The organism is Caldimonas thermodepolymerans, assembly GCF_015476235.1.
Taxonomy (GTDB): Bacteria; Pseudomonadota; Gammaproteobacteria; order Burkholderiales; family Burkholderiaceae_C; genus Caldimonas; species Caldimonas thermodepolymerans.
Window position 1 is genome coordinate 3,370,387 of record NZ_CP064338.1, and the last position, 15,065, is coordinate 3,385,451.

14 protein-coding genes and 4 tRNA genes are annotated in these 15,065 nt (G+C 67.2%); all 18 read right to left on the bottom strand.

The window, feature by feature from the left end:
- Entirely contained in the window at nt 1–4,110 is a 4,110-nt protein-coding gene (gene rpoB, locus IS481_RS15945; RefSeq protein ID WP_104359044.1) for a DNA-directed RNA polymerase subunit beta, read from the bottom strand.
- A gap of 323 nt (nt 4,111–4,433) precedes the next feature.
- Nucleotides 4,434–4,811, bottom strand: a complete 378-nt coding sequence (gene rplL, locus IS481_RS15950; RefSeq protein ID WP_104359045.1) for a 50S ribosomal protein L7/L12 — start codon at nt 4,809–4,811, stop codon at nt 4,434–4,436.
- Between the two features lie 37 nt (nt 4,812–4,848).
- Complete coding sequence (rplJ, locus tag IS481_RS15955) at nt 4,849–5,352, bottom strand: 50S ribosomal protein L10 (RefSeq protein ID WP_104359046.1); 504 nt, start codon at nt 5,350–5,352, stop codon at nt 4,849–4,851.
- A gap of 288 nt (nt 5,353–5,640) precedes the next feature.
- Complete coding sequence (rplA, locus tag IS481_RS15960; RefSeq protein ID WP_104359047.1) at nt 5,641–6,348, bottom strand: 50S ribosomal protein L1; 708 nt, start codon at nt 6,346–6,348, stop codon at nt 5,641–5,643.
- A 1-nt stretch (nt 6,349) separates the two neighbouring features.
- The gene (rplK, locus tag IS481_RS15965) at nt 6,350–6,781 is read right to left on the bottom strand and encodes a 50S ribosomal protein L11 (protein WP_104359048.1); all 432 of its coding nucleotides are present in this window, start codon (nt 6,779–6,781) and stop codon (nt 6,350–6,352) included.
- Nucleotides 6,782–6,963: 182 nt separating this feature from the next.
- A complete protein-coding gene (gene nusG / locus IS481_RS15970) occupies nt 6,964–7,533 on the bottom strand; it encodes a transcription termination/antitermination protein NusG (protein WP_104359049.1) in 570 nt (189 codons plus the stop codon).
- Between the two features lie 16 nt (nt 7,534–7,549).
- Nucleotides 7,550–7,930: a preprotein translocase subunit SecE gene (gene secE / locus IS481_RS15975; protein WP_104359050.1), complete on the bottom strand. Its 381-nt coding sequence runs from the start codon at nt 7,928–7,930 to the stop codon at nt 7,550–7,552.
- Between the two features lie 150 nt (nt 7,931–8,080).
- Nucleotides 8,081–8,156: transfer RNA gene (locus tag IS481_RS15980), tRNA-Trp, on the bottom strand.
- 14 nt (nt 8,157–8,170) lie between these two features.
- Complete coding sequence (gene tuf / locus IS481_RS15985; protein WP_104357075.1) at nt 8,171–9,361, bottom strand: elongation factor Tu; 1,191 nt, start codon at nt 9,359–9,361, stop codon at nt 8,171–8,173.
- 52 nt (nt 9,362–9,413) lie between these two features.
- A tRNA-Thr gene (locus IS481_RS15990) sits at nt 9,414–9,488 on the bottom strand.
- 255 nt (nt 9,489–9,743) lie between these two features.
- Nucleotides 9,744–9,817, bottom strand: a tRNA-Gly gene (locus IS481_RS15995).
- An 80-nt stretch (nt 9,818–9,897) separates the two neighbouring features.
- A tRNA-Tyr gene (locus IS481_RS16000) sits at nt 9,898–9,983 on the bottom strand.
- Between the two features lie 69 nt (nt 9,984–10,052).
- Nucleotides 10,053–10,793, bottom strand: a complete 741-nt coding sequence (locus IS481_RS16005) for a uracil-DNA glycosylase (RefSeq protein WP_104359023.1) — start codon at nt 10,791–10,793, stop codon at nt 10,053–10,055.
- Nucleotides 10,790–11,581, bottom strand: coding sequence for an indole-3-glycerol phosphate synthase TrpC (trpC, locus tag IS481_RS16010; protein ID WP_104359022.1), 792 nt, complete (start codon nt 11,579–11,581; stop codon nt 10,790–10,792). Before trpC ends, IS481_RS16005 begins: the two co-directional genes overlap by 4 nt.
- A complete protein-coding gene (gene trpD / locus IS481_RS16015; RefSeq protein ID WP_104359021.1) occupies nt 11,578–12,615 on the bottom strand; it encodes an anthranilate phosphoribosyltransferase in 1,038 nt (345 codons plus the stop codon). The genes trpC and trpD overlap by 4 nt, the downstream gene beginning before the upstream one ends.
- A gap of 20 nt (nt 12,616–12,635) precedes the next feature.
- Entirely contained in the window at nt 12,636–13,208 is a 573-nt protein-coding gene (locus tag IS481_RS16020) for an anthranilate synthase component II (RefSeq protein ID WP_104359020.1), read from the bottom strand.
- A 499-nt stretch (nt 13,209–13,707) separates the two neighbouring features.
- Complete coding sequence (gene maiA / locus IS481_RS16025) at nt 13,708–14,361, bottom strand: maleylacetoacetate isomerase (protein ID WP_104359019.1); 654 nt, start codon at nt 14,359–14,361, stop codon at nt 13,708–13,710.
- Nucleotides 14,358–15,059 carry a fumarylacetoacetate hydrolase family protein gene (locus IS481_RS16030; RefSeq protein ID WP_104359018.1) on the bottom strand — a complete coding sequence of 234 codons (702 nt, stop codon included), beginning with the start codon at nt 15,057–15,059 and terminating at the stop codon, nt 14,358–14,360. The genes maiA and IS481_RS16030 overlap by 4 nt, the downstream gene beginning before the upstream one ends.
- Nucleotides 15,060–15,065 lie beyond the last annotated feature (6 nt).

Here is a 15,065-nt window from a genome sequence, read left to right on the forward strand (position 1 = left end):
TTAGTTGCGCTCGAGCTCGATATCGATACCGAGGGAGCGGATTTCCTTGACCAGCACGTTGAAGGACTCCGGCATGCCGGCGTCAATGGCGTGCTCGCCCTTGACGATGTTCTCGTACACCTTGGTACGGCCGTTCACGTCGTCGGACTTCACGGTCAGCATTTCCTGCAGCACGTAGGCCGCGCCGTAGGCTTCCAGCGCCCAGACTTCCATCTCGCCGAAGCGCTGGCCACCGAACTGGGCCTTGCCGCCCAGCGGCTGCTGCGTCACCAGCGAGTACGGGCCGGTCGAGCGCGCGTGCATCTTGTCGTCCACCAGGTGGTGCAGCTTCAGCACGTGCATGTAGCCCACGGTCACCGGACGCTCGAACGGGTCGCCGGTGCGTCCGTCGTGCAGGATGGCTTGCGTGCGGGTTTCGTTCAGGCCCTTGGCCTTCGCGATCTCGTCCGGATAGGCCAGCTTCAGCATGGCCCGGATCTCCTCTTCGGAGGCACCGTCGAACACCGGGGTCGCGAACGGCACGCCCTTGGACAGGTTGCGCGCCATGTCGACGATCTCGTCGTCGGACAGCTCGTCGAGGTTTTCCTTGGTCCCACCGGACTTGTTGTACAGCTCGTCGAGGAACTGGCGCAGCTCGGCCGCGCGGGCCTCGCGCTGCAGCATGTCGCCGATGCGCTCGCCGATGCCCTTGGCCGCCCAGCCCAGGTGCACTTCCAGCACCTGGCCGACGTTCATCCGCGAGGGCACGCCCAGCGGGTTCAGCACGATGTCGCACGGCGTACCGTCTGCCATGTAGGGCATGTCCTCGACCGGAACGATCTTGGACACCACGCCCTTGTTCCCGTGGCGGCCGGCCATCTTGTCGCCAGGCTGCAGGCGGCGCTTGACGGCGAGGTACACCTTCACCATCTTCAGCACGCCGGCGGGCAGCTCGTCGCCCTGGGTCAGCTTCTTGCGCTTTTCCTCGAAGGCCAGGTCGAAGCTGTGGCGGGTCTGCTCCAGCGAGTTCTTGATCGACTCGAGCTGGTTGGCCACTTCCTCGTCGGCCGGACGGATGTCGAACCAGTGGTACTTCTCGACGTCGGCGAGGTACGCCTTGTCGATCACGGTGCCCTTGGCCAGCTTCTTCGGACCGCCGTTGGCGACCTTGCCGACCAGCAGCTTCTCGATCCGGTCGAACGCGTCGGCTTCCACGATGCGCAGCTGGTCGTTCAGGTCCAGGCGGAAGCGCTTCAGCTCGTCGTCGATGATCTGCTGTGCACGCTTGTCGCGCTGGATGCCTTCACGGGTGAACACCTGCACGTCGATGACCGTGCCGCTGGTGCCCTGGTCCACGCGCAGCGAGGTGTCCTTCACGTCGGAAGCCTTCTCGCCGAAGATCGCGCGCAGCAGCTTCTCTTCCGGCGTCAGCGTGGTCTCGCCCTTGGGCGTGACCTTGCCGACCAGCACGTCGCCGGCCTGCACCTCGGCACCGATGTAGACGATGCCGGATTCGTCCAGGCGCGACAGCTGGTGCTCGGACAGGTTCGGGATGTCGCGGGTGATTTCCTCCGGGCCCAGCTTGGTGTCGCGGGCCATGACCACCAGCTCCTCGATGTGGATCGAGGTGTAGCGGTCGTCGGCCACGACCTTCTCGCTGATCAGGATCGAGTCCTCGAAGTTGTAGCCGTTCCAGGGCATGAACGCGACCAGCATGTTCTGGCCGAGCGCCAGTTCGCCCAGGTCGGTCGAGGCACCGTCGGCGATCACGTCGCCCCGGGCCACCACGTCGCCGCGCTTGACGATCGGTCGCTGGTGGATGTTGGTGTTCTGGTTGGAACGCTGGTACTTGATCAGGTTGTAGATGTCGACGCCGACTTCACCGGCCGCCGTCTCCTCGTCGTTGACGCGGATCACGATGCGGTTGGTGTCGACGTAGTCCACCACGCCGCCACGCTTGGCAGCGACCACGGTGCCCGAGTCGACCGCGGCCACGCGCTCGACGCCCGTGCCGACGAAGGCCTTCTCGGGACGCAGCACCGGCACCGCCTGGCGCTGCATGTTGGCGCCCATCAGCGCGCGGTTCGCGTCGTCGTGCTCCAGGAACGGCACCAGCGAGGCGGCCACCGAGACGATCTGCGTCGGCGCCACGTCCATGTACTGGATGCGGTCCGGCGAGGTCAGCACCGATTCGCCCTTCTCGCGCGCGGAGACCAGCTCGTCGACCAGGCGGCCTTCCTCGTCCAGCGTCGCGTTCGCCTGGGCGATCACGTACTTGCCTTCCTCGATGGCCGACAGGTAGTCGATCTGGTCGGTCACCTTGCCGTCCACCACGCGGCGGTACGGTGTCTCCAGGAAGCCGTACTCGTTCAGGCGGGCGTACAGGGCCAGCGAGTTGATCAGGCCGATGTTCGGGCCTTCAGGGGTTTCGATCGGGCACACGCGGCCGTAGTGGGTCGGGTGCACGTCGCGGACCTCGAAGCCGGCGCGCTCGCGGGTCAGACCGCCCGGGCCCAGGGCCGAGACACGACGCTTGTGCGTGATCTCGGACAGCGGGTTGGTCTGGTCCATGAACTGCGACAGCTGCGACGCCCCGAAGAACTCCTTCAGCGCCGCGGAGATCGGCTTGGAGTTGATCAGGTCGTGCGGCATCAGCGACTCGGTCTCGGCCTGGCCGAGGCGCTCCTTGACGGCCTTCTCGATGCGGGCCAGGCCCGAGCGGTACTGGTTCTCGGCCAGTTCGCCCACGCAGCGCACGCGACGGTTGCCCAGGTGGTCGATGTCGTCCACCTCGCCGCGGCCGTTGCGCAGCTCGACCAGGATCTTGACCACGTCGAGGATGTCCTCGTTGGTCAGGGTCATCGGGCCTTCGGGCGACTCGCGGCCGACGCGGGCGTTAAACTTCATGCGCCCGACGCGCGACAGGTCATAGGTGTCGGCGCTGTAGAACAGGCGCTGGAACAGGGCTTCCACCGCGTCTTCCGTCGGCGGCTCGCCAGGGCGCATCATGCGGTAGATCGCCACGCGCGCGGCCAGCTGGTCGGCGGTCTCGTCCATCGCCAGCGTCTGCGAGATGTACGGGCCCTGGTCCAGTTCGTTCGTGTAGATGCACTGGATGTCCTTGATGCCCGCGCCGCGCAGCTTCTTCAGCAGCGTCTCGGTCAGCTCGTCGTTGGCCTTGGCGATGATCTCGCCCGTCTCCGGATCGACCATGTTGCGAGCCAGCACGCGGCCGATCAGGAAGTCTTCCGGCACCGTGATGAACTGCGTGCCCGACTGCTCCAGCAGGCGGGTGTGGCGGGCCGTGATGCGCTTGTCCTTCTCGACGACGACGTTGCCGGACTTGTCGGTGATGTCGAAGCGGGCCACCTCACCGCGCAGGCGTTCGGGCACGAACTCCATCTGCGCGCCCGAGTCCATCAGGCGGAAGTTGTCGAAGACGTAGAAGTGAGCCAGGATCTGCTCGGGGGTCAGGCCGATGGCCTTGAGCAGGATCGTGACCGGCATCTTGCGGCGACGGTCGACGCGGAAGTACAGGATGTCCTTCGGGTCGAACTCGAAGTCGAGCCAGGAACCACGGTAGGGGATGATGCGGGCAGAGAACAGCAGCTTGCCCGACGAATGGGTCTTGCCCTTGTCGTGCTCGAAGAACACGCCGGGCGAGCGGTGCAGCTGCGAGACGATGACGCGCTCGGTCCCGTTGATGATGAAGGAGCCGTAGTCCGTCATGAGCGGCACTTCGCCCATGTAGACCTCCTGCTCCTTGATCTCCTTGACCGTCTTCGGCTGGGCCGCTTCACGGTCGTAGATGATCATCTGCAGCTTGGCACGCACCGCCGCAGCGTAGGTCAGGCCCCGCTGCTGGCATTCGCGCACGTCGAACGGAGGCTTGGCGATGTTGTATTCGATGAACTTCATCTCCACCATCCCGTTGTGCGAGACGATCGGGAAGGCGGAGAGGAAGGCTGCCTGCAGCCCTTCGGGCTTGCGTTGTTGCGGCGGGACGTCCTTCTGCAGGAAGGCGACGTAGGAATCCCGCTGCATGCTCAGCAAGTAGGGGACGTTGAGGACGCTCTTGCGCTTGCCGAAGCTCTTGCGAATGCGCTTGCGCTCGGTGTAGGTATACGCCATAAACACTCCGTGCGTTGAAGACGCCTGCCTGGCCGTGGCAGGCGCTCAATCGGACGACTGGCGATCAGATCCGCGACGCACCCCGGCACCGGGGGACGGCTCTGAAGCTTGGTGGCTGGCCACTACCAGCCGCTGGCGGACGACCCTGGCGTTGCACCAGGGTCCGACCAAACCGGTCCTCTGCAGTCGGATCAGAGAACACTCGTAAGGGGACTCGAAGCTTGCCTCGAAATCCGCTTGCGGGTGCGCTCTGGCTTCAATTCCATGAAGCGCAAAAGGCTGGGAGCCCGCAAAAAGCCCCCAGCCCCGTGTCGGGAACCCGATTACTTGAGCTCCACCTTCGCGCCGGCTTCTTCCAGCTTCTTCTTGGCGGCTTCGGCGTCGGCCTTGGCGATGCCTTCCTTGACGGGCTTCGGAGCGCCGTCGACCAGGTCCTTGGCTTCCTTCAGGCCCAGGCCGGTGATTTCGCGCACGGCCTTGATGACGGCCACCTTGTTGGAGCCGGCGTCGGCCAGCACCACGGTGAACTCGGTCTTCTCTTCAGCAGCCGGGGCAGCAGCGCCAGCGCCGCCGGCAGCCGGGGCAGCCATGGCAGCGGCGGACACGCCGAACTTCTCTTCGATGGCCTTGACCAGCTCGTTGAGCTCCATCACGGACATGCTGTCCAGGGCGGTCAGGAAAGCGTCTTTATCGAATGCCATTTTGGATTCCTAAACAGAAAAATACGGGGAATACGGATCAAGCAGCGGGGGCGGCTTCGCCACGCTTTTCGGACAGGGCAGCCAGCACGCGAGCCAGGCGAGACACCGGCGACTGCATGAGACCCAGCAGCTGGGACAGCAGCACTTCCTTGCTCGGGATCGCGGCCAGGGCCTTCACGCCTTCGGCGTCCAGCACCTTGCCGTTGTAGGCGCCGGCCTTGACGACCAGCTTGTCGTTGCCCTTGGCGAAGTCGGCGATGACTTTCGCGGCGGCAACGGCGTCTTCCGAAAAGCCGTAGATCAGCGGGCCGACCATGGACTCGGCCGCCACTTCAAACGGGGTGCCAGCGACGGCGCGACGGGCGAGCGTGTTCTTCAGGACGTGCAGGTACACGCCCTTCTCACGCGCCTGCCGGCGCAGCTGGTCCATTTGAGCGACGGTGAGGCCACGATACTCCGCCAGTGCGAGCGTCTGCGACTTGGCCGCCTGGGCCGCCACTTCCGCCACAACGGCTTGTTTCTCGTTGCGATTCAGACTCAAGGTCCACTCCTCACATACACACCGCGGTCGCCCGCGGTGCACCAGTTACAGCGACCTTCTGTTCAGGAAATCCGGCCCTTCTTGCGAACGACCTCGAATCCATTCCAGCGGGTGCGCCATCTGCGTTGGCTTCGGCGTCCGGGCCTCGCGGCCCGTGCCTCCATTAAGCCGTCCGGGAAGCGGACTCCCCGGGCCTGCACCAACGGTCTTTGATAGCCCGGAACCCCTTGCAGGGCCCCGGCCCACCAATTCGGTGCGCCGCGGCTTGCCGCGGCGCGAACTTCAGTTTCAGGCAGCCGACGCGACGTTGATCGACGCCGCATCGACGCGCACGCCGACCCCCATGGTCGACGACACGGCCACCTTGCGCAGGTACACGCCCTTGCTCGAGGCCGGCTTGGCCTTGTTCAGGGCCTCCAGCAGCGCGCTCAGGTTGCCCTTGAGCTTGTCCGCCTCGAACGAGCGGCGGCCGATCGTCGCGTGCACGATACCGGCCTTGTCGACGCGGAACTGCACCTGGCCGGCCTTGGCGTTCTTCACCGCGGTGGCCACGTCGGGCGTCACGGTGCCGACCTTCGGGTTCGGCATCAGGCCGCGCGGACCCAGGATCTGGCCCAGGGTACCGACGATGCGCATCGTGTCCGGCGAGGCGATCACCACGTCGAAGTTGATGTTGCCGGCCTTGATCTGCTCGGCCAGGTCTTCCATGCCGACGATGTCCGCGCCGGCGGCCTTGGCTTCCTCGGCCTTGGCGCCCTGGGCGAACACGGCCACGCGCTTGGTCTTGCCGGTGCCGTTGGGCATCACGACGGCGCCGCGGACGACCTGGTCCGACTTGCGGGCGTCGATGCCCAGCTGCACGGCCACGTCGATGGATTCATCGAACTTGGCGGTGGCGCATTCCTTGACGATGGCGAGGGCTTCGTCGATCGGGTACAGCTTGGTGCTGTCGACCTTGCCGGCAAAAGCCTTCTGGCGCTTGGTCAGTTTGGCCATGTCAGACACCCTCCACGATCACGCCCATCGAGCGGGCAGAACCGGCAATCGTCTTGACGGCGGCGTCCAGGTCGGCGGCCGTCAGGTCCTTCATCTTGGTCTTGGCGATTTCCTCGAGCTGGGCGCGGGTGATCTTTCCGACCTTGTCGAGGTGGGCGCGGCTGGAGCCCTTCTCGAGCTTGAGCGCCTTCTTGATCAGCACGGTCGCCGGCGGCGTCTTGATGACGAAGCTGAACGACTTGTCCGCATAGGCGGTGATCACCACCGGCAGCATCAGACCGGGCTCCATGCCCTGGGTCTGGGCGTTGAACGCCTTGCAGAACTCCATGATGTTCAGGCCGCGCTGACCCAGCGCCGGACCCACCGGGGGCGAGGGGTTCGCCTTGCCCGCCGGAATTTGCAGCTTGATGAAGCCGACAATCTTCTTGGCCATGATTTCTCCTGGTGCAGGCCCCGCGGCCACGCGGGATACCTGCCGAGTACAAACGCCGGCGACATCGGGATGGCCCCGGGGCCGCTGGCTCCTCACGCCGGCATCTCGTCGCCGGCCGTCACGGGCTGGTTCGGCTCGCCGTCGCGGACCGGCCCCAGCCGGGGCCTTGAAACTTCAGGACGTCAGATCTTTTCGACCTGGTGGAAGTCCAGCTCCACCGGCGTGGCACGGCCGAAGATGGTGACCGACACGCGCAGCTTGGACTTGTCGTAGTTGACCTCTTCGATCGCGCCGTTGAAGTCGGTGAAGGGGCCTTCCTTGACGCGCACCACCTCGCCGACTTCCCACTCCACCTTGGGCCGCGGCTTCTCGGTGCCTTCCTGCATCTGGTTGACGATCTTCATGACCTCGTCTTCCGAGATGGGCACCGGGCGGTTCTTCGCGCCGCCGACGAACCCCGTCACCTTGGAGGTGTGCTTGACCAGGTGCCAGGTGTCGTCGTCCATCACCATCTCGACCAGCACGTAGCCGGGGAAGAAGCGGCGCTCGGTCACGGCCTTCTTGCCGTTCTTGACCTCGATCACTTCCTCGGTCGGCACCAGGATGCGGCCGAACTTGTGCTGCATGCCGGCGCGCTCGATGCGCTCGCGCAGGTTGCGCTCGACGGCCTTTTCCATGCCCGAATAGGCGTGGACCACGTACCAGCGCTTGACTGGACCCGCGGCGGCCTGGTTCTCGATTTCGCTGCTCATCGTTCGTGCCTCGTCTTCAGCGCCAGCCCAGGATCAGGTCGTACAGCACCCACTCCAGCGTCTTGTCGGTCAGCCACAGGAACAGGGCCATGACGACGACGAAGGCAAACACGTACCCCGTCATCTGAATGGCTTCCTTGCGGGTCGGCCAGACGACCTTCTTGACCTCGCGGACCGATTCGCGGCCGAAGGCGACCAGCTGCTTGCCCGGCTCGGAGGTGAAGAAGACGGCAACCGCCGCGATCAGCGCCACGATCAGCGCGGCCACGCGGACCCACAGGTCCTGCTGGTTCAGCAGGTAGAAGGCCGCCACGGCGCCGACCACCAGCACGCCGGCCAGGGCCAGCTTGGCCTTGTCCGCGCCGGAGGTGACGGTTTCGACTTGAGGTTGGGTCATGTGCATCACTTCGAACGTGGCCGCCGGAGCCGCCACCATCAGCAGCAAAGCCCGCCGGGCTTGTCGGGCCCTTCCGGGCCCCGCCTGCGGGCTGCTGAACTCGCCGATCCAGGTCAGGTTGCCTTGGAAATCACCCCGACGTCCGGGATCTGGCAGGGGCAGAGGGAATCGAACCCCCAACCTTCGGTTTTGGAGACCGACGCTCTGCCAATTGAGCTATACCCCTATCGATCGCCTCGATTACTCGATGATCTTGGCCACGACGCCGGCGCCGACGGTGCGGCCGCCTTCACGGATGGCAAAGCGCAGGCCTTCTTCCATGGCGATCGGCGCGATCAGCTTGACCGTGATGGTCACGTTGTCGCCCGGCATCACCATCTCCTTGTCCTTGGGCAGCTCCACCGCGCCGGTCACGTCCGTCGTGCGGAAGTAGAACTGCGGACGGTAGTTGTTGAAGAACGGCGTGTGACGGCCGCCTTCTTCCTTGCTCAGCACGTACACCTCGGCCGTGAAGTGCGTGTGCGGCGTGATCGTGCCCGGCTTGGCCAGCACCTGGCCGCGCTCGACTTCCTCGCGCTTGGTACCACGCAGCAGGATACCCACGTTGTCGCCCGCCTGGCCCTGGTCCAGCAGCTTGCGGAACATCTCCACGCCCGTGCAGGTGGTCTTCTGCGTGGCACGCAGGCCCACGATCTCGATTTCGTCGCCCACCTTGATCACGCCGCGCTCCACGCGCCCGGTCACCACCGTGCCGCGACCCGAGATCGAGAACACGTCTTCCACCGGCATCAGGAACGTGCCGTCCACCGCGCGCTCGGGCGTCGGGATGTACGTGTCCAGCGCCTCGGCCAGCTTCATGATGGCCTGCTCGCCCAGCTCGCCCTTGTCGCCTTCCAGCGCCAGCTTCGCCGAACCCTTGATGATCGGCGTGTCGTCGCCCGGGAAGTCGTACTTGCTCAGCAGCTCGCGCACTTCCATTTCCACCAGCTCGAGCAGCTCGGCGTCGTCCACCATGTCGCACTTGTTCAGGAACACGATGATGTACGGCACACCGACCTGACGCGCCAGCAGGATGTGCTCACGCGTTTGCGGCATCGGGCCGTCGGCCGCCGACACCACCAGGATCGCACCGTCCATCTGCGCCGCACCCGTGATCATGTTCTTCACGTAGTCGGCGTGCCCCGGGCAGTCCACGTGGGCATAGTGGCGGCTCGCCGTCTCGTACTCCACGTGCGCCGTGTTGATCGTGATGCCGCGCGCCTTCTCCTCCGGCGCCGCGTCAATCTGGTCGTAACCCTTGGCCTCGCCGCCGAACTTCGTCGACAGCACCGTCGTGATCGCCGCCGTCAGCGTCGTCTTGCCATGGTCCACGTGACCAATCGTGCCCACGTTCACGTGCGGCTTGGTCCGCTCAAACTTGCCTTTTGCCATTTTTCCGATCTCCTGACGGTGGAATGCCGGTGTTGACGGTTTGCAGAGGTGGTGGTGCCCATGACGCGGATCGAACGCGTGACCTCTCCCTTACCAAGGGAGTGCTCTACCACTGAGCCACATGGGCAGTCGACACTGGTTTGCTGAGCCGTCCGGCTGGCGGCAAACCGCTGGCGACTGAACGCCCCACACACCCGAAGGCGCCGCCGCGGTGCGGACGCCCCCCCGAATTCCGGGCAGGACCGGCCTGCCCCCGCACCCGCACCCGACAACCGGGCACCGGCGCCGCCCCGGGACCTGCACCACCGCAGCACCGCCCGAGGCCTGTCGCGAACCCCACTTCCGTCACCGGACCAGCACCCAGGCCAACCGGCCCGCCAGCTGGAGCGGGAGACGGGAATCGAACCCGCGTCATTAGCTTGGAAGGCTAAGGTTCTACCATTGAACTACTCCCGCCCGGGAGCACCTTCGGACCCGAAGGCCGTCCAGTGAGGTATCGCTTCACCGCAAGCCAAGCCGAACAAATTGTTTCGCCTTGGTGGAGGGGGTTGGATTCGAACCAACGTAGGCGTAAGCCAACAGATTTACAGTCTGCCCCCTTTAGCCACTCGGGCACCCCTCCGCGGCGAACCACAGATTCTAGCAGTGTATTTCTGCGTTGTGCAATCCCTGCGCGGCACAGGGCCACGCATCACCATGCGATCGGCGCGACATCCGGACGGTGCGCCGCCAGCCAGGCGTTCACGGCCGAGAAATGCCGGCAGCCGATGAAGGGCTGGGGCGGGCGCGTCGCGGCCAGCGGCGACGGGTGGTTGGCGGTGAACACCGCATGGCGGGTGGTGTCGACCAGCGGCCGCTTGCGCTGCGCGGGCGCACCCCACAGCAGGAACACGCAGGGGCCGGCCTCGCGCGAGACCTGCCGGATCAGTGCGTCGGTCAGCGCCTCCCAGCCGCGCTGCGCGTGGCTTTGGGGCTGGCCGTCCTCCACCGTCAGGGCGGTGTTGAGCAGCAGCACGCCCTGGCGCGCCCAGCGGGTCAGGTCGCCGTCCTTCGGGACGGCCGCGCCGGTGTCGGCGGCGACCTCCTTGTAGATGTTGCGCAGGCTGGGCGGCAGCCTCACCCCGGCAGGCACGGAAAACGCGAGCCCCTGGGCCTGCCCCGGGCCGTGGTACGGGTCCTGGCCCAGGATCACGACCTTGACCGACTCCAGCGGGGTCAGCTCCAGGGCGCGGAACACCTGGGCCGGGTAGACCACGGCGCCGGCCGCGACGCGGGCGTCGACGAAGTCGATCAGCGCCTGGCCGACCGGCGAGGCACGGAACGCCTCGGTGGTGTCGCGCCAGCGGCCGCCGACGCGGTCGAAGCAGGCCGCCAGCGGCTCGCGCAGCCGGTTGTCGGCCTCGGCCGCAAACAGCCCCGCCTGGGTGCTCATGTGCCGAACAGGGCCGCCAACGCCACCCCGGGATCGTCGGCGCGCATGAAGGCCTCGCCGACCAGGAAGGCGTGCACGCCGGCGTCGCGCATGCGGCGCACGTCGCCGGGGCCCAGGATGCCGGACTCGGTGACCAGCAGCCGGTCGGCCGGCACCTCGGGCAGCATGCCCAGCGTGGTGTCCAGCGAGACCTCGAAGGTGCGCAGGTTGCGGTTGTTGATGCCCAGCAGCGGGGTCTTCAGGCGCAGCGCGCGTTCCAGCTCGGCGCGGCCGTGCACCTCGACCAGCACCGCCAGGCCATGCGCCTGCGCCACCGCCTCGAGGTCGGCCATCTGCGCGTCGTCCAGGCAGGCGGCGATCAGCAGGATGCAGTCCGCCCCCATCGCGCACGCCTCGTGGACCTGGTATTCGTCGACGATGAAGTCCTTGCGCAGCACCGGCAGCGGGCAGGCCTCGCGGGCCTGCCGCAGGTACTCGGGCGCGCCCAGGAAGAACTGGCGGTCGGTCAGCACCGACAGGCAGGCCGCTCCGTGGCGGGCGTAGCTGTCGGCGATCTCGGCCGGCACGAAGCGCTCGCGCAGCACGCCCTTGCTGGGGCTGGCCTTCTTGACCTCGGCGATCACCGCGGCGCGGCCGGCCTCGACCTTGGCCCGCAGGGCGGCGGCGAAGTCGCGCAGGTCGCGGCGCGCCTCGGCCTCGTCGCGCAGCGAGGCGGCGCTGCGGCGCGCGCGGGCGGCAGCGACCTCCTCGCGCTTGACCGCGACGATCTTCTGCAGGATGTCGCTCATGCGTTGCCCTTCAGCTTCTGCGTGACCGCGACGAACTGGCTCAGCTTGGCCAGCGCCTTGCCGGAAGCGACCGCCTCGCGCGCCATCCTGACGCCGTCGGCCACGGAATCGGCCACGTTGGCGCAGTACAGCGCCGCGCCCGCGTTGAGCAGCACGATGTCGCGCACCGGGCCGTCCTCGTTGGCCAGCGTGCGCTGGATGCACTGCACCGATTCCTCCTTGTTGGCCACGCGCAGCACGCGAGTGTCGTAGACCGGCAGGCCGAAGTCGGCCGGGTGGACGACGTACTCCTGCACCGTGCCGTTCTTCAGCTCGCCGATCAGGGTCTCGCCGGACAGCGAGATCTCGTCCATGCCGTTCATGCCGTAGACCACCATCACGTGCTCGGAGCCCAGGCGCTGCAGCACGCGCACCTGGATGCCGACCAGGTCGGGGTGGAACACGCCCAGCAGCTGGTTGGGCGCGCTGGCCGGGTTGGTCAGCGGGCCCAGGATGTTGAAGATGGTGCGCACGCTCAGCTCCTTGCGCACCGGCGCGGCGTGCTTCATCGAGGCGTGGTGGTTGGGCGCGAACATGAAGCCGATGCCGGTTTCCTCCAGGCACAGCGCGACCTGCTCGGGCGTGAGGTTGATGTGCACGCCCAGCGCCTCCAGCACGTCGGCGCTGCCCGAGCTGGACGAGACGCTGCGCCCGCCGTGCTTGGCCACGCGCGCGCCGGCCGCGGCGGCGACGATCATCGCCGCGGTCGAGATGTTGAAGGTGTGCGCCGCGTCGCCGCCGGTGCCGCACAGGTCGACCAGGTGCGTCTTGTCGGCCACGTGCACCGGGGTCGCGAACTCGCGCATGACCTGGGCCGCGGCGGCGATCTCGCCGATGGTCTCCTTCTTGACGCGCAGGCCGATGGCCAGCGCCGCGATCATCACCGGCGACATCTCGCCGCTCATGATGCGGCGCATCAGCTCCAGCATCTCGTCATGGAAGATCTCGCGGTGCTCGATCACGCGCACCAGCGCGTCGGTGTTGGTGATGGGCATGGCCAGTCGTCCTCCTCGGCTCAGTGGATGGTCAGGAAATTCTTCAGCATCGCGTGACCGTGCTCGGTCAGGATGGATTCGGGGTGGAACTGCACGCCCTCGATCGGCAGCTCCTTGTGGCGCACGCCCATGATCTCGCCGTCCTCGGCGGTGGACGTGACCTCCAGGCAGTCGGGCAGCGACTCGCGCTCCAGCGCCAGCGAGTGGTAGCGGATCACGGTGAACTCCCGGGGCAGGCCGCGGTAGACGCCCTGCTGGTCGGTGGTGATGACGCTGGTCTTGCCATGCATCAGGCGCTGCGCACGCACCACGTTGGCGCCCAGGGCCGCGCCGATGCTCTGGTGGCCCAGGCACACGCCCAGGATGGGCAGCCTGCCGGCGAAGTGGCGCACCGCGCTCACGCAGATGCCGGCCTCGGCGGGCGAGCAGGGCCCGGGCGACAGCACCAGGCGGTCGGGCCTCAGCTCGGCGATGCCCTCGAGCGTGATCTCGTCGTTGCGGTAGACCAGCACCTCGGCCCCGAGCTCGGCGAAGTACTGCACGAGGTTGAAGGTGAACGAGTCGTAGTTGTCGATCATCAGCAGCTTGGCCATCGGACCTCCGGGCATCACAGGTGTCGTTGTTCGGGCAGACGGCCGCGCAGGCGCGCGCCGGCAGGCCGGCCGGCGGCGCCGGTCGGCGCGGAAGCGGGGGACAGGGGCGTCGCACGCCAGGCGCCGCAAGCCGTCCCGGCGGCGCGCAGGCGCCAGCGAGCCGGGCCGGGCAGCGGCCCGACGGGCAGGGATTCTGGGGAGGACTTGAGGGGCATCCGGCAACACTCCTGGGTTCTGGAGCCGCCGTGCCGGGGAGCTATCTGCTGAACCTTGCCCACCGAGACGGCGGCAAGGCGCGGTTCTGAACCGCAACGACGTGCCGCTTCCTCAACGGAAGCGCCACCACTGGGCAACGTGAATCGAGACGAAGCGGTTCATCAGCACAGGACGTTCAGCAGGCTGGGACAGGCGCGGGATGCCGCCCGGCAGCCGTGGCGCATGTTAGCACGTTCGCACGCGCGCGGCGGCGACCGCCGCGCGCGTGCGGGACGCCCGGCGCTTACGCCGCGGCGTCGGGCTGGGCGGACGGAGCCGCGCGGCGGAACGCCTCGAGCTCCATGCAGGCCGCCTCGACCTGGGCGATCAGCGGCCAGCGTGACAGGTCCACCTTGAAGCGACGCGCGCTCTCGATCTGCGGAATCAGGTAGACGTCGGCCAGCGTCGGGCTGTCGCCGTAGCTGAAGCGGCCGCGCCTGGTGTCGGCGGCCAGGAACGCCTCGTAGGCATCGAAGCCCGCCGAGATCCAGTTGCCGGCCCAGGCATTGATCGCCGCGTCGTCGGCCCCGAACTGCTTGCGCAGGTACTCGAGGATGCGACGGTTGTTGATCGGGTGCACGTCGCAGCCGACGATGGCCGCCAGCGCACGCACCTTGGCGCGGCCGTCGGCGTCGGCCGGCAGCAGCGCGGGCGTCGGGTACTTCTCCTCCAGCCACTCGATGATGGCCGGCGACTGGATCAGCACCTGCTCGCCGGTGTCGAGCGCGGGCACCAGCTGCTGCGGGTTGATCGCCTTGAAGTCGGCCGACAGGTGCGCTTCCTTGCCCAGGTGCACCGCGATGTACTCGTAGCTCAGCCCCTTGAGGTTGAGCGCGATGCGGGTGCGGTGCGAGGTGCCGCTGCGCCAGAAGTTGTACAGGCGGAAAGCCGCGCTCATGCCGCGGCTCCGACGGTCAGGGTGACCTCGCCCACGCCTTCGACGCGGCCGACCAGGCGGTCGCCCGGCACCACCGGGCCGACGCCCTCGGGCGTGCCGGTGTAGATCAGGTCGCCCGGCTCCAGGTGATAGAACTGCGACAGGTCGGCGATGATCTCGCGGATGTTCCAGATCAGCTTGTCCAGGTCGGACGACTGCTTGGTCTGGCCGTTGACTTCCAGCGTGATCGCGCCCTTCTCGATCACCACGCCTTCCATCGGGACGATCTCGCTGCAGATCGCGCCCTGCTCGATGTCCTTGCCGAGGTCCCAGGGGCGGCCCTTGTCGCGCGCGGCCAGCTGCAGGTCACGGCGCGTCATGTCCAGGCCCGCGGCGTAGCCGTAGATGATCCCGTGGGCCTGCTCGGCGCTGACCTGGAAGCCAGGCTTGCCGACGGCCAGCACCAGCTCCATCTCGTAGTGGTAGTTCTGCGTGCCCGCCGGGTACGGCACGGTGGCGCCGCTGTCGACCAGGGTCTGCGGCGACTTGGTGAAGTAGAACGGGCGCTCGACGGACTTGTCGACCGGGCGGCCCATCTCGACGGCGTGCGCGTGGTAGTTGCGGCCGACGCAGAAGATGCGGTTGACCGGGAAGCGGACGCTCTGGCCGCGGATCGGCAGGGTCGGGACGGCGCGCGGGGGGAACAGGTATTGGGTCATGGATCG